We start from the raw sequence: 13,897 nt of genomic DNA, 5'->3' as shown, positions 1-13,897 counted from the left end.
AGCATCGTCATCATGGATCTCACCGCTTCCCGACTGGCCTACCTCGACGCGACCGCCGGGATCGCGGGTGACATGCTCCTGGCGGCGCTCATCGACGCCGGCGCGGACCTCGACGGGGTGCAGCGGGTGCTGGACGCGCTCGTCCCCGGCTCGGTCCGCTTCGTGCGCTCCGACGTGGACCGCGGCGGGCAGCGCGCGGTGAAGATCGACGTGGACGTGCTGGTCGAGGACCCGCCGCACCGCACCTGGGCATCGATCCGCGCCCTGCTCGAGGACTCGCGGGGCCGCGAGGACGTCCCCGAGCGGACCCTCGACCTGGCCCTCGCCGCGTTCGCCCGCCTCGCCGAGGCGGAGGGCGCCACCCACGGTGTCCCGGCCGACGACGTGCACTTCCACGAGGTGGGCGCCCTGGACTCCCTGGCCGACGTCATCGGCGCCTGCGAGGCGTGGCGCCAGCTGGGGATCGCGGAGGCCACCGGCAGCGTGCTCGCCGTCGGCTCCGGCCGGATCCGCGCGGCCCACGGGGACATCCCGGTGCCGGTCCCGGCCGTGGCGCGCCTCGCGCTCGGCTGGCCGACGGTCGCCGGGGAGCTGCTCCCGCCCCGCGGGCACAGCCACGGGCACAGCCACAGCCACAGCCACGACCACCCTCATGACCACGACCACGACCACGACCATTCCAGCCTGCCCGCCCACGCCCAGGGCGGCCCGCACGAGCACGGCGGCCGACGGGTCCCCGCCGGGGTCGCCCCCGGCATCGGCGAGCTCGCGACGCCCACGGGCGTGGCCCTGCTGCGCGCCCTGGCCGACACCGCCGGACCGCAGCCGATGCTGCTCACCGAGGCGCTCGGCGTCGGCGCCGGCACCAAGGACACCCCCGGCCGGCCCAACGTGGTGCGCGTGCTCGTGGGCCGACCGTTCGGCCCGGCGGCCGACGCGCACGACACCCCCGCCGCCGCCCTCCAGCTCGAGGCGAACGTGGACGACCTCGATCCGCGGCTGTGGCCGGGAGTGATCGACGAGCTGCTCGAGCGCGGGGCGCTGGACGCCTGGCTCACCCCGATCAGCATGAAGCACGGCCGTCCCGCGGTGACGATCCATGCGCTCGTGCGCGAGGGGACGGAGGGAGAGGTCTCCGCCCTGCTCATGGACCGCACCGGCAGCCTCGGCGTGCGCCGTCACCGCGTGGAGCGGGAGATCCGCACCCGCGAGTTCACCGAGGTCCAGGTGCGCGGGCAGCGGATCGCGGTGAAGATCGCCCGCGATCCCGCCGGGCTCGTGGTGCGCCGGGAGCCGGAGTTCCGGGACGTCGCCGCGGCGGCGCGGGTGCTCGGGATCAGCGAGCGCGCGATGCTCGATCTGGCGCGCGAATCCGCCGCCGGGCTGACGGATCCCGCCTCCTGACGGATACTGGGCAGGGACCACCGCCATTCCCAGGAGGTTTGTGATGGCTGCCCTGACCGACGCGATGACCATGGCGATCGCCCTCGCCCGCGAGGCGCCCAACGGCCGCCACGCCGAGCTGCTGATCCACGACGGCCCCCTGCGGCAGACGGTGATCGCCCTCCGGGAGGGCGCCGAGCTCTCCGAGCACAACTCCCCGCCGGCGGCGTCGATCCAGGTGATCCACGGCAGCCTGCGCGTGACCGGTCAGGAGCCGGTGGTGCTGCGGGCCGGCGCCCTCGAGGCGCTCACCCACGTGCGCCACACCGTGGAGGCGCTCGAGGACTCCGCCTTCCTGCTCACCACCGTCACCTCCCAGCACGACACCACCAGCCACGCCGCCCCCGAGGGCTGACACCCGCCCGCCCTCAGGTCCCCTGCCCGGCGAGCCGCAGCCAGGTGTCCACCACGGTGTCCGGGTTCAGGGACATCGAGGCGATGCCCTGGTCGAGCAGCCACTGCGCGAGGTCGGGGTGGTCCGATGGGCCCTGGCCGCAGATGCCCACGTACTTCCCCGCCGCGCGGCAGGCCTCGATCGCGCGGGAGAGCATGAACCGCACCGCCGGGTCCCGCTCGTCGAAGGCGTCGGCGACCAGCGCCGAGTCCCGGTCCAGGCCGAGGGTCAGCTGGGTCATGTCGTTCGAGCCGATCGAGAAGCCGTCGAAGTGCTCGAGGAACAGCTCCGGGGTGGCGGCGTTCGAGGGGATCTCGCACATCATGATCACCTCGAGGCCCTTCTCGCCGCGCACGAGCCCGTGCCCGGCCAGCAGGTCGATCACGCCCTTGCCCTCCGCAGGGGTGCGGACGAACGGGATCATGATCTTCACGTTCGAGAGCCCCATGTCCTCCCGTACGTACCGCAGCGCCTCGCACTCCATCGCGAAGCACTCCGCGAAGTCCTCCGAGAGGTAGCGGGACGCCCCGCGGTACCCGATCATCGGGTTCTCCTCCTCGGGTTCGAACACCGTCCCGGCCAGCAGGTTCGCGTACTCGTTGGACTTGAAGTCGCTCATCCGCACGATCACCGGTTCCGGAGCGAACGCGGCGGCGATGGTCGCGACCCCCTCCGCGACCCGCTGCACGAAGAACTCGCGCGGCGAGGCGTAGGCGGCGATCCTCTCCGCGACCTGGGCGGCGGTCTCCGCGTCCAGCCGCTCGGGCTCCAGCAGGGCCCGGGGGTGGATGCCGATCTGGCGGTTCACGATGAACTCGAGCCGGGCCAGGCCCACCCCCGCGTTCGGCAGGCGGGAGAAGCCGAAGGCCTGCTCGGGGTTGCCCACGTTCATCATGATCTTCGTGGGCAGCGGCGGCATCGAGTCCACCTCGGAGCGGGAGACGGTGACGTCCAGCAGCCCCTCGTAGACGAAGCCGGTGTCCCCCTCGGCGGCGGAGACGGTCACCTCGTCGCCGTCCCGCAGCTCCTCGGTGGCGGTGCCGGTCCCCACCACGGCGGGGATGCCCAGCTCGCGGGCGATGATCGCGGCGTGGCAGGTGCGCCCGCCGCGGTTCGTGACGATCGCGCTCGCGCGCTTCATGATCGGCTCCCAGTCGGGGTCGGTCATGTCCGCGACCAGCACCTCGCCGGGCTGGAACTCGTGCATCCGGTCGATGGAGGTCAGCACCCGCACGGGGCCGGCGCCGATCCTCGCGCCGATCGCCCGGCCCTCGGCGCGGACCGGGCCGCGGGAGGTCAGGAGGTACTTCTCCACCGTGTTCCCGGCGCGGGACTGCACCGTCTCCGGGCGGGCCTGGAGGATGTACAGGCCGCCGTCGGCGCCGTCGAGGCCCCATTCGATGTCCATCGCCCGGCCGTAGTGGTCCTCGATGATCAGGGCCTGGCGAGCGAGGTCCTCGACCTGCTGGTCGGTCAGCGACAGCCGTCCCCGCTCGGCGGGGTCGACGGGGACGAACTCGGTGGTGCGGCCCACGGCGCGGTCCTCGGTGTAGACCATCTTGGTGGCCTTCTCGCCGACGGCGCGCTTGAGGATCGCCGGGCGGTCCTCGCGGAGCCCGGGCTTGTACACGTAGAACTCGTCGGGGTTGACCGCGCCCTGGACCACCCCCTCGCCGAGCCCGTAGGCCGAGGTGATGAAGACGGCCTGGTCGAAGCCGGATTCGGTGTCGACGGTGAACATGACGCCGCTCGCGCCGAGGTCCGAGCGCACCATCTTCTGCACCCCGGCGCTGAGCGCCACCGCGGCGTGCTCGAAGTCGTGGTGGACCCGGTAGGCGATCGCGCGGTCGTTGTACAGGGAGGCGAAGACCTCGCGGATCGCGGTGAGCACCGCGTCGATCCCTCGCACGTTGAGGAAGGTCTCCTGCTGGCCGGCGAAGGAGGCGTCGGGCAGGTCCTCGGCGGTCGCGGAGGAGCGCACGGCGAAGGAGGCCTCCTCGCCGCTGCCGGCGGCGAGCTGCTCGTAGGCGGTGCGGATGTCCGCCTCGAGGGACGCGGGGAACGGCTGGGCGACGACCAGCTCCCGGATCTCCCTCCCGGCCTCGGCGAGCGCGAGGGTGTCCTCGGTGTCCAGGCCCTGCAGGCGTTCGTCGATCCGCTCGGCGAGGCCGGTGGCGCCGAGGAACTCGCGATAGGCGTCCGCGGTGGTGGCGAAGCCGTCGGGGACCTGCACCCCGAGGCGGGTCAGGTTCGAGACCATCTCTCCGAGGGAGGCGTTCTTGCCTCCCACCTGCTCGAGGTCCGACATGCCGAGCTCGGAGTACGGGCGGATGCTCTGGGTCATGGCGTGCTCCTTCGTAGGGCGAGCGATTGCAGGATCAGGGTGGACATCTCCTCGACGGATCTGTTCGAGGAGTCGACGAAGCCGACGCCGTGCACGTCGTAGACGCGGCGGGCCCGGGACAGCTCCCAGCGGGTCTGCTCCAGGGAGGCGTAGCGGGAGTCGGGGCGCCGCTCGCCGCGCACGGTGGAGAGCCGTTCGGGCGAGGTGAGCAGGCCGAAGCAGCGGTCGGCGATGCGGGCGATCGAGGCGGGCAGCACCTCCCCGGCGAGGTCCTCGTCCACCAGCGGATAGTTCGCCACGAAGATGCCGTGCATCAGGGCGAGGTACATGCTGGTGGGGGTCTTGCCGCAGCGGGAGGGGCCGATGAGCACCACGTCGGCCTTCTCGATCGCTCGGACCGACTGGCCGTCGTCGTGCTCGATCGCGAACTCCACGGCCTGCATGCGGCGGTTGTACCGGCGGGAGTCGCCCACCCCGTGCAGACGGGCGGGGGCGTGGTCGCCCGCCACCCCGAGCCGCTCCTCGAGCTGGGCGAGATGGCCGCTGACGAAGTCGATCACCGGGGCCCTCGTGGCCCGCAGCTCCTCGCGCACGGCCTCGTCCACCACGGTGAGGAACACCAGTGGGGAGGCGCCGGAGTCCATCGCGGCGTCGAGATCGCGGCGCACCTCCCGGGCCTCCTCGACGGTGCGCACGAAGGGCATCAGCCGGCGCTCGAAGGGGACCGAGGGGAACTGCAGCAGCAGGGCGTTGCCCATGGTCTCCGCGCTGATGCCGGTGGAGTCGGAGATGAAGAAGACCGGCACGGCGGGGCTCAGCGGCGGCGGGATCGGGAGATCAGCGTTCATGGGGCGGCCCCTTGCTCCGGCCCGATGCCGGAGCATCGGGGACACGTCGATGTGCTGCGGCCACCGTAGCCGTGAGGCCCGGTCAGGGGCGGGATCGGGCGCGAAGGTGGCGCGGCTCACCGACTCCGTGCACGAGCTCTGCGACGTGCGCGTTCACTCGCGCAGGATCATGCAGTCCTCGCCCGCGAGGCCGTGGCGGGGGCGAGCAGCACGGCGACCAGCGCCACCGCGAGCGGCACCACGAGCGCGCCCCGCAGCCCGATCTCCTCGCCGAGCAGCCCCAGGGTGGGAGGGCCGACGAGGAAGGCGAGGTAGCCGATCGTCGAGGCGAGCGCGACGCGAGCGGCCGGGTTCGCGCCCGAGTCCCCCGCTGCGGAGAGCGCGAGCGGGAAGCCGAGCGAGGCGCCGAGGCCCCACAGCACCACCGCGATCAGGGCCACGATCTGGCTGTCCACCAGGGAGATCAGGGCGAGCCCGGTCGCGGCGAACAGCGCGCTGACGGCGAGCACGCGGGGGCGCCCCACCTGGGCCACGATCGGCCCGCCGCCGAAGCGGCCGATGGTCATCGACGCGGCGAACAGGGCGAACATGCTCGAGCCCAGGGTGGCGTCGAAGCCGTGGCCGTCCACCATCACCAGCGGGAGCCAGTCGGTCGCGGTCCCCTCGGCCAGCGCCATGGCCAGCACGATCCCGCCGATCAGCAGCAGCCGGGCGTCCTTCCACAGGGCGGGGCCGCGCACCGGGGCCGGGCCGCCGCGCTCCTGCGGCGCGACCCGACCCACGCCGGGAGCGATCGCGCGCATCGCCCACACGAGCAGTGCGGCGCCGAGCACCCCGGCGAGCACGAGGTGCGCCACCACCGGGAACGAGACCGCGTTGGCGAGGATGCCCAGGACCGCACCGATCACGGTGCCGAGGCTGAAGCAGCCGTGGAGGGCGGGCAGGAAGGGCCGCCCGCCGAGCCGTTCGACGTCGGCCCCCTCGATGTTCATGGCGACCTCGCCGCCGCCCATCCCCGCTCCGAACAGCGCGAGCCCCGCGGCGGTCAGCAGCGGCAGCCCGGCCGCGGCGCCGATCGCGATGACGGGCATCGCGAGGACGATCAGCCCCGAGCCCGTGGCGACCACCGGCCGGGTCCCCCACCGCATCACGAGCGGACCGGAGGAGAGGATCCCGGCCATCGAGCCGACGGAGAGGCCGAACAGCACCAGCCCCATCTGCGCCGTCGAGGCGTCGAGCAGGTCCCGCACCGCCGGGGTGCGCGTCACCCAGGAGGAGACGCACAGCCCCGGCAGCAGGAACAGCGCAGAGAGCGCCCAGCGACGGCGCGCGAGGGAGACGGGCACAGGGGCTCCTGGGAAGGGAAAGAGGCGACCCGGTCAGGCCGCGAGCCGCGAGTCGTCGCGGATCTGGCCCACGAGCTCCTCGAGCATGTCCTCGAGGGTGACGATGCCGATGACCTCGCCGCTCTCGTCGGTCGCCGCGCCGAGATGAGCACCGGAGTCCTGCATCTCGGCGAGCGCGTCCCGCAGCGGCTGGTCGCCGCCGACGCGGGGCAGGGTGCGGATGCGCTCCGCGGGGATCGGCTGGTCGCGGTGCTCCTGCACCGAGTCCAGCAGGTCCTTGATGTGGACGTAGCCCATCAGCGCGCCCCCGGGGCCCCGCACCGGGAAGCGCGAGTAGCCCTCCACGGCGGCGGCCTCGGCCTGGGCGGCGGTGACGCCGTCGGGCAGGCTGGAGACCTGGTCGAGCGGGATCACGAGGTTGGCGACGCTGCGGGCCTCGAAGCGGAGCGCGCCCAGCAGGAGCGCCTCGTCGTTGTCCTCGAGCAGGCCGCCCTCGCGGGACTCGCTGACCATCGCCGCCACCTCGTTGCGGGTGAAGACGCTGGTGACCTCGTCCTTCGGGGTGACACCGAGCATCCGCAGCACCAGGTTGCCGCAGGAGTTCAGCAGCCACAGCACGGGGCGCAGCACGGTGACCACGCCCATCAGGATCGGGGCGAGGATCAGAGCCATCCGCTCCGGCCCGGCGAGCGCGATGTTCTTGGGCACCATCTCGCCGAAGACCACGTGCAGGTAGGTGACCAGTGCCAGCGCGATCACGAAGGCGATCGGGTGGGTGAAGGCTCCCGGCACGCCGAACGCCTCCAGCGGCACCTCGAGCAGGTGCGCGATGGCGGGCTCGCTGATCGCGCCGAGCGCGAGGGAGGACACGGTGATGCCCATCTGCGCGCCGGCCATCATGAGCGAGACCTGCTCCATCGCGGAGAGGGTGACCTTCGCGGCCCACCTGCCCTCGAGCGCCCTCGGCTCGATGATCGAGCGCCGGGCGGAGATCAGCGCGAACTCGGCGCCGACGAAGAAGGCGTTCAGGACCAGCAGCAGGAGGGTGAGGGCGAGTCCGGTTCCGGTGCTCATCGTCCGTCCTCCTCGTCCGCGTTCTCATCGGGGAGCGCTTCGACCTTCACGTGGACCGTCTCGATCCGCATGCCGTCCACCTCGGTGACCTGGATCCGCAGCCGGGCCGGGGTCTCCCCCGGGGCGGGATCGGTGTCGACCACGACCTCGTCGCCGACCTCCGCGAGGCGGCCGAGCTCCATGGTCACGAGCCCGCCGAGGGTGTCGTAGTCCTCGTGCTCGGGCACGGTGACGGCGAGGCGCTCCGTGGCCTCGTCGGGCCGCATCCGGGCGTCGAGATCCCAGGAGCCGTCGGGCTCCGGGGTGTCGTCGGTCTCTTCGTCGTGCTCGTCGCGCACCTCGCCGACGATCTCCTCGACGAGGTCCTCGAGGGTGATGAGCCCGGCGTGGTCGCCGAACTCGTCGACCACGACGGCCATCTGCAGGCCGCCCGAGCGCAGGGTGTCCATGAGGTCATCCAGCGGCACGGTGTCCGGCACGAAGGTCGCGGTGCCCATGACGGCGTCGACCCGGGTGGTGGGCCGCTCGTCGAAGGGCACGGCGAGGCCGTGGCGGATGTGGGCGACGCCCACGATCTCGTTCTCGTCGTCCAGCACGGGGAAGCGCGAGTGGCCGGTGACACGAGCCAGCTCGAGCATATCCGCGACGGTCTCGTCGACCTCGAGGGAGTCCATGCGGCCGCGGGGGACCATCGCGTCATGCGCCCGACGATCGCCGAAGGCGAGCGTGCGCTGCACGAGCGAGGCGGTCTCCTCCGCGAGGGCGCCCTCATCCGCCGAGCGCTTGACCAGCACCGACAGCTCGTCGGCGCTGCGGGCGGAGCTCAGCTCCTCCTGCGGCTCGACGCCGAGCGCGCGGACCACGGCGTTGGCGTTGCCGTTGAACAGGCGGATGGGCAGCTTGAAGATCGTGGTGAACAGTCGCTGGAAGCCGACCACGACCTTCGCCGTGCGCAGCGGCTCGGCGATCGCGAGGTTCTTGGGGACCAGCTCGCCGAAGATCATCGTCATCCCGGTGGCGAGCACCAGGGCGATCGTGACGGAGACGGAGCGGGCGGCGACCGCGCCGAGTCCCGCGTCCACGAGGAGGGGGCCGATCAGGGCGGCGATCGCGGGCTCGGCGAGGAAGCCGATGCCCAGGTTGGTGACCGTGATCCCCAGCTGCGCCCCGGAGAGCTGCGTGGAGAGGGTCTTCATGCCCTGCAGGACACCGCCGGCGCGCTTGTCGCCGGAGGCGGCGGCCGCCTCCACCTCATTGCGGTTGGCGGTGATCAGGGAGAACTCCGCGGCGACGAAGCCGCCGCAGGCGGCGATGAGCACGAGGCCGATCGCCAGGGAGACGAGGGGACCGATCAGATCCATGGACGGATCCCCTCGAGTGCTGTGAGTGAGTGCAGGCCCGAAGGCCTGGGACTGTCACTGGGTGCGTCGCTGGCGGCGCTCATGATCTCCTGGTGCTCCTCATGCCCCGCCGTGTCTCGGTGGGGGATGCAGGAATGCTACAACCTGCACCCTGGGTGCGGGGCGGGCTGTGCAGGACGCCTCAGAGATCCGCCGCCCGCCGCTCCAGGAAGCCCGCGAGGGCGCGCAGCTCGACCTCGTCGACGGCGTGGCCGAGGTGGGGCCTGCGCTCCTCCTCGAGCCGGGTGCGGGCGCTCAAAAACTCGCGCACCTGCTCCTCGATCTTTTCGTCGAACAGCGGGTCCAGGCCGCCGTGACCCCAGAAGACCGGCGGTCGCACGTCGGCGAGCGCGTCATCACCGCGCATCGGCGCCGGGAAGGGACGGCCGGAGAGGTTCACGACGAAATCGAGAGCGCGGGCATCGCGCCGCAGCAGGTGCAGGGCCAGGAGCCCGCCCTGGGAGAAGCCGATCGCGCCGACCACACGGCGGTCCTGCTCCGCGATCCAGCCCTCGACGGCCTCGGCCGCGGGCGTGATCGCCTCGGGGCGATCGGGGTCCACCGGCATCTCGAACCAGGCGTAGCCCGGACCGTGGGCGAGGATCCCCCGCAGCGCGACGTAGTCGAAGTCCTCCGGCAGGAAGCCGGTGAGGGCGGCGAGGTCCCCCTCGTGGCTGCCGAGGCCGTGGAGCAGGAGGATCACGGGCCGGTGCTCGTCGGGAGGCAGGGTGCTGGTCATGAGGGGAAGGGTACTCGGGCAGGGGAAGACCCCCAGGTCGCGCGGTGCGCTGGTCGGAGGGACGAGTTCCGACCCCTGGGGGTCCCGGCAGCTCGGTGGAATTCGCTGCGCGTCCGGATGAACGGTCGCCTCAGCGGCGAGCCACCTCACAAGTCCGATAAGAAATCACTTCTCGGATCACCTCCTTCCGTGTGTTCGACCACGGTAGGACCGGCCGACGGGAGGGTCAACGGATTAAAACGGTGGAAGGATGGTCGCGGGCCACGAGGCCCTGCGACGCCGCCGTCCCTCCCGAGGAGAGCCCTGTGCAGTCAGTCCTGATCGATTCGCTGGAGAAGGTGCTGGGAGCGGACTCCCCGCGCCCGGCGACGCTGATCGGCGGTGCGCACGCCTCCGGATTCCTCGGAGAGGTGCTCTCGCTGCAGATCGCCGTGCGCCTCGACGACGGCGCATCTCCTGATCCGTCCTCCCTGCGGGTGCGCCTGTCCGGAGACCTCGTCGATCGCGCCCGGGTCCACGCCGTGCGTCGCGTCCCGGTCTCCCATCCCGCCCCCGAGGACGCCGACGAGCACTACCTCGCCACGACGCCGGGCGAGTACCCCGACCTGCTCGAGCCGCTCGCCGACGAGACCGTGGAGCTGGGCCGCGGGATCTGGGAGGCGCTCTGGATCGACGTCGTCGACGCCGAGCCCGGCACCCACGAGCTCACGATCGCCCTCTCGGACACCGAGGGCGGGCCGGTGCTCGCCGAGCACACCGCGACCCTGCTCGTGCACCCGCATGCCCTGCCGCCGCTCACGATCACGAACACCCACTGGTTCCACGCCGACAGCCTCTCGACGTACTACGACACCCCGGTGTTCTCCGAGCGGCATTGGGAGCTCATCGAGGCCTTCCTCGCCTCGGCGCGGGAGATGGACGTGACCAGCGTGCTCACCCCCACCTGGACCCCGCCGCTGGACACCGCCGAGGGCACCACGCGCCCGTTCGTGCAGCTCGTGGGCATCCGCGAGGAGCAGGGCGAGTACATCGTCGACCTCACGCTCCTGGACCGCTGGCTGGGGATCTGCGAGCACCTGGGCTTCACCGGCATCGAGATCGCCCACCTGTTCACGCAGTGGGGAGCCCAGCACACCCCGGCGATCCAGGTGGAGACGGCCGACGGCCTCGAGCACCGCTTCGGCTGGCACGTCCCGGCGACCTCCCCGGAGTACCGCCGCCTCCTCGAGACCCTGGTCCCGGCGCTGCGCTCCCATCTCGAGGAGCACTGGGGCGGCCAGGTGCTCTGGCACATCTCCGACGAGCCCCACGAGGACCAGCTCGAGCCCTACCGCGCCGCGAAGGCGCAGGTCGCGGACCTCCTCGAGGGCGCCGACGTCGTCGACGCCCTGAGCTCCCTGGCCTTCGCCGAGCAGGGCGTGGTGGACACCCCGATCGTGGCGACGAACCACGTCGGCCCCTTCCTCGAGGCCGGCCGACGCCCCTGGGTCTACTACTGCGTCTCCCAGAACCGGGACGTCGCCAACCGCTTCATCGCCCAGCCCTCGGTGCGCAACCGGGTGCTGGGCCGGCAGCTGTTCGCCTTCGACGCCCCCGGGTTCCTGCACTGGGGCTTCAACTTCTGGTGGGCGCAGTTCGCCCTGCGCCCGATCGATCCCTTCGAGGACACCTGCGCGGGCGGGCCCTTCTTCGGCGGCGACTCCTTCGCCGTCTACCCGGGCCCGGGCGGCACGCCCTGGCTCTCGCTGCGTCATCGGGTGTTCGCCCAGGCCATGGCGGACCATCGGGCCCTGACCTGGCTCGCCGAGCTCACCGATCGGCCCAGCGCGGTCGCGCTGGTCGACGAGGGCGGCACGCTGACGTACTCGTCCTTCTCGTATGACGTCGAGCAGCACCTGGCCGCCCGCCGCGCAGTGGACGAGCGGATCCTCGCCGCGCTCGCGGCGGGCTGAGCGGGGCTCAGAGCTCCGGGAGCTCCTCGGGGACGTCCGCCTCCATGCGATCCTCGTCCCGGTTGCCCTGCTCGGAGGCCGCGGAGTCGTCGCCGCCCCGCTCGAGGTCCGCGTCGAGGCCGTAGCCGTCGGCGTGGCGGGATCCGGGATCCTCGCCGGCGACGCGGCCCGCCTCCAGGGCGTCGTCGATGCTGGTCTCGTCGGCCTCGAAGTCTTCGAGAGGCTCCTGCGGCTGCGTCATGGTGTTCTCCTCGGTCGGTTCAGCAGAGTGCGTCGATGATCGCGGCGTGGAAGGCGTCGAGATCATCGGGGGTGCGCGAGGTGATGAGCAGGTGGCCGCCGGAGTCGTCGACCACCACCTCCTCGTCCACCCACTGCGCACCGGCATTGGTCAGGTCGGTGCGGATGGTCGGGACGGAGGTGAGCCGCCGACCCTCGGCGAGGCCCGTCTCGACCAGCAGCCAGGGGGCGTGGCAGATCGCCGCGACGGGCTTGCCGTCGGTCGCGAACGAGCGGACCAGGGCGGTCGCGGTCTCGTCGGTGCGCAGGGAGTCGGCGTTCAGGGTGCCGCCGGGCAGCACCAGGGCGTCGTAGTCGGCGGCGGTCGCGCTGTCGTAGGTGATGTCCACCGGGACCTCGGGGCCGGGATCACGGTCCCGCTCCAGCGTGGTGACCACTCCGGTCTCCGGGGCGGCCACGGTGACGGTCGCACCGGCCTCGCGCAGCGCGGCGAGGGGCCCGCGGATCTCGTCCGTCTCCGTGCCGAAGTTGCTGCTCAGCAGGAGGATCGTGCGTCCTTCGAGAGTGCTGCTCATGGCGTCTCCTCACGTCGGGGCGTCGGGATCCCGACCGTAGCACCGGTGCCCGGGACGAGGCGAGGCCGCCGCAGGAATCCCCGCGGCGGCCTCGACGTCGTGCACTGCGTCCGAGCGGATCAGCCCTCCGGGCGCGGCGGCACGGGACCGGCCGCCGGAGCGGCCGGCGTGCTGGCCTGCTTGTTCTCGAACTTGGCGAGCTGACGGGCGGCGGACTCGCGACCGCCGAGACCGAAGGCGAGCGTCGCCGCGGCGGCGGCGCCGATCACCAGGGCGCCGAAGGCCATCTCGATGATCGAGTCGGCCACGCCCATGGACTTCAGGCCCATGGCGGCGAACAGGATGATCACGGCCCACTTCACGACGCTGCCGGCGGTGCCCTTGAGCACCTTGCCGACGATCGTCGCGAGGAAGAAGCCGGCGGCGATGATCGCACCGCCGAACAGGACGTTGCCGCCCAGCTCGAGGATCTCCGAGAGGATCGCGGTGACCTGCGGGAAGCCGAGCGCCTGGGCGCCCATCACGGCGAAGAACAGCACCACGGCGATCTCGACCACGCGCAGCACGGTCGGGGTGGCCGAGGAGCCCTGCGGGAGGATCTCCTGCCTGGTCAGCCAGGAGTCGATGCCGGAGCCCTCGAGGATCGGGCGGAACAGCCCGGAGACGAAGCGGGCCACCAGCACGCCGATGCCCACGAGGACCGCGGCGGCGATGATGTTCGGGATCGCGGTGAACACCGAGGTGAGCATCGCGGAGGCGGGATCGGAGATCGAGGCGATGCCGAGGATCTGCAGGGCCGCGATCGAGACCACGATCATGATCAGCGCGAAGACGACGGAGGCGAGGATCTCAGGAATCTTCGACGCCGGAGCGGCCGGACGACCGGGCTGCTGGCCGGGCTGACCCTGCGCGCCCTGAGGGTGCGGGGCGCCCTGGGCGGCCTCGGCGGGACGGCCGGCGGAGGTCACGCCGCCCGTGGCCTTGTCGAAGCCGGACTGGGCGGTGCCCAGCAGCTTCCCGAAGTCGACGGCGTTCAGCGCCGTGGTGATGAGCGCCCGCACGATCTTCGCGATCGTGAGACCGATGATGAAGACGAAGACGGCGCCGATGATGTTGGGCAGGAACCCGAGGCCCTGCTCGAGCATGGAGATCACCGGGGAGAGCACCTGGGAGAGCTGGAAGATGCCCAGGATGATGATCAGGCCCAGGAGCCAGACGACCATCGAGGCGATCGTGCCCAGGGAGTTGCCGAGGGCGGCACCGTCCACGCCGGGACGGCGCAGGGCGGGCACCTTCTGCGTCAGGCTGGCGACGCCCTTCTTGACGAGCATCGCCACTATCGCGGTGAGGACGAGGATGACGACGGCGGCCAGGATCTTGAGTCCCAACCCCGCCCAGTCGAAGTTCGAGAGGGAATCCACGGGAGCCTCCATAGGTCAGGGAAATCGGTCACCGAATCCAGAAGCCGGCGCTGAGGATCTCCGGTCGATCATCGGTCGAGGAATCGTCCTGATTCCTCGTGTCCGAGCATGGAGTATGACG

At 71.9% G+C, this 13,897-nt stretch carries 12 protein-coding genes; 3 read left to right on the top strand and 9 right to left on the bottom strand.

Annotated elements, in window-relative coordinates:
* The first annotated feature begins 12 nt into the window (after window positions 1–12).
* Window positions 13–1,404, top strand: coding sequence for a nickel pincer cofactor biosynthesis protein LarC (gene larC, locus CFK41_RS00060; RefSeq protein WP_096797824.1), 1,392 nt, complete (start codon window positions 13–15; stop codon window positions 1,402–1,404).
* 43 nt (window positions 1,405–1,447) lie between these two features.
* On the top strand, window positions 1,448–1,798 hold the full coding sequence (locus tag CFK41_RS00055; protein WP_096797823.1) for a cupin domain-containing protein: 351 nt from the start codon (window positions 1,448–1,450) through the stop codon (window positions 1,796–1,798).
* A 13-nt stretch (window positions 1,799–1,811) separates the two neighbouring features.
* On the opposite strand, the gene ppsA is transcribed toward CFK41_RS00055, so the two are convergent.
* From ppsA to CFK41_RS00025, 6 genes are all read right to left on the bottom strand, one after another.
* Window positions 1,812–4,181: a phosphoenolpyruvate synthase gene (gene ppsA, locus CFK41_RS00050; protein WP_096797822.1), complete on the bottom strand. Its 2,370-nt coding sequence runs from the start codon at window positions 4,179–4,181 to the stop codon at window positions 1,812–1,814.
* The gene (locus CFK41_RS00045) at window positions 4,178–5,029 is read right to left on the bottom strand and encodes a pyruvate, water dikinase regulatory protein (RefSeq protein WP_096797821.1); all 852 of its coding nucleotides are present in this window, start codon (window positions 5,027–5,029) and stop codon (window positions 4,178–4,180) included. Before CFK41_RS00045 ends, ppsA begins: the two co-directional genes overlap by 4 nt.
* Before the next feature lie 167 nt (window positions 5,030–5,196).
* Window positions 5,197–6,375, bottom strand: coding sequence for an MFS transporter (locus tag CFK41_RS00040; protein WP_096797820.1), 1,179 nt, complete (start codon window positions 6,373–6,375; stop codon window positions 5,197–5,199).
* A 33-nt stretch (window positions 6,376–6,408) separates the two neighbouring features.
* Window positions 6,409–7,449 (bottom strand): hemolysin family protein, encoded by a 1,041-nt coding sequence (locus CFK41_RS00035; protein ID WP_096797819.1) that lies wholly within the window; start codon window positions 7,447–7,449, stop codon window positions 6,409–6,411.
* Window positions 7,446–8,810, bottom strand: coding sequence for a hemolysin family protein (locus CFK41_RS00030; RefSeq protein ID WP_096797818.1), 1,365 nt, complete (start codon window positions 8,808–8,810; stop codon window positions 7,446–7,448). The genes CFK41_RS00035 and CFK41_RS00030 overlap by 4 nt, the downstream gene beginning before the upstream one ends.
* Before the next feature lie 181 nt (window positions 8,811–8,991).
* Complete coding sequence (locus tag CFK41_RS00025) at window positions 8,992–9,588, bottom strand: alpha/beta hydrolase (RefSeq protein WP_096797817.1); 597 nt, start codon at window positions 9,586–9,588, stop codon at window positions 8,992–8,994.
* A 305-nt stretch (window positions 9,589–9,893) separates the two neighbouring features.
* Between CFK41_RS00025 and CFK41_RS00020 the strand changes: the two genes are divergently transcribed.
* Window positions 9,894–11,540: a DUF4091 domain-containing protein gene (locus CFK41_RS00020; RefSeq protein ID WP_096797816.1), complete on the top strand. Its 1,647-nt coding sequence runs from the start codon at window positions 9,894–9,896 to the stop codon at window positions 11,538–11,540.
* Window positions 11,541–11,547: 7 nt separating this feature from the next.
* Here CFK41_RS00020 and CFK41_RS00015 read toward each other — a convergent pair whose 3' ends face one another.
* The 3 genes from CFK41_RS00015 to CFK41_RS00005 form a co-directional block, all read right to left on the bottom strand.
* A complete protein-coding gene (locus CFK41_RS00015; protein ID WP_096797815.1) occupies window positions 11,548–11,781 on the bottom strand; it encodes a hypothetical protein in 234 nt (77 codons plus the stop codon).
* A gap of 19 nt (window positions 11,782–11,800) precedes the next feature.
* Window positions 11,801–12,355: a type 1 glutamine amidotransferase domain-containing protein gene (locus CFK41_RS00010; protein ID WP_096797814.1), complete on the bottom strand. Its 555-nt coding sequence runs from the start codon at window positions 12,353–12,355 to the stop codon at window positions 11,801–11,803.
* A gap of 119 nt (window positions 12,356–12,474) precedes the next feature.
* Complete coding sequence (locus tag CFK41_RS00005) at window positions 12,475–13,776, bottom strand: mechanosensitive ion channel (RefSeq protein ID WP_227873140.1); 1,302 nt, start codon at window positions 13,774–13,776, stop codon at window positions 12,475–12,477.
* Window positions 13,777–13,897: the final 121 nt, after the last annotated feature.

The organism is Brachybacterium ginsengisoli, assembly GCF_002407065.1.
GTDB lineage: Bacteria > Actinomycetota > Actinomycetes > Actinomycetales > Dermabacteraceae > Brachybacterium > Brachybacterium ginsengisoli.
This window is presented reverse-complemented; position numbering and strand designations above follow the sequence as displayed.

Bases quoted from the DNA above. Each gene is read 5' to 3' on its own strand.
- CFK41_RS00030 (WP_096797818.1), bottom strand. From the start codon at position 8,810: ATGGATCTGATCGGTCCCCTCGTCTCCCTGGCGATCGGCCTCGTGCTC.
- CFK41_RS00025 (WP_096797817.1), bottom strand. From the start codon at position 9,588: ATGACCAGCACCCTGCCTCCCGACGAGCACCGGCCCGTGATCCTCCTG.
- CFK41_RS00035 (WP_096797819.1), bottom strand. From the start codon at position 7,449: ATGAGCACCGGAACCGGACTCGCCCTCACCCTCCTGCTGCTGGTCCTG.
- larC (WP_096797824.1), top strand. From the start codon at position 13: ATGGATCTCACCGCTTCCCGACTGGCCTACCTCGACGCGACCGCCGGG.
- CFK41_RS00010 (WP_096797814.1), bottom strand. From the start codon at position 12,355: ATGAGCAGCACTCTCGAAGGACGCACGATCCTCCTGCTGAGCAGCAAC.
- ppsA (WP_096797822.1), bottom strand. From the start codon at position 4,181: ATGACCCAGAGCATCCGCCCGTACTCCGAGCTCGGCATGTCGGACCTC.
- CFK41_RS00055 (WP_096797823.1), top strand. From the start codon at position 1,448: ATGGCTGCCCTGACCGACGCGATGACCATGGCGATCGCCCTCGCCCGC.
- CFK41_RS00045 (WP_096797821.1), bottom strand. From the start codon at position 5,029: ATGAACGCTGATCTCCCGATCCCGCCGCCGCTGAGCCCCGCCGTGCCG.
- CFK41_RS00015 (WP_096797815.1), bottom strand. From the start codon at position 11,781: ATGACGCAGCCGCAGGAGCCTCTCGAAGACTTCGAGGCCGACGAGACC.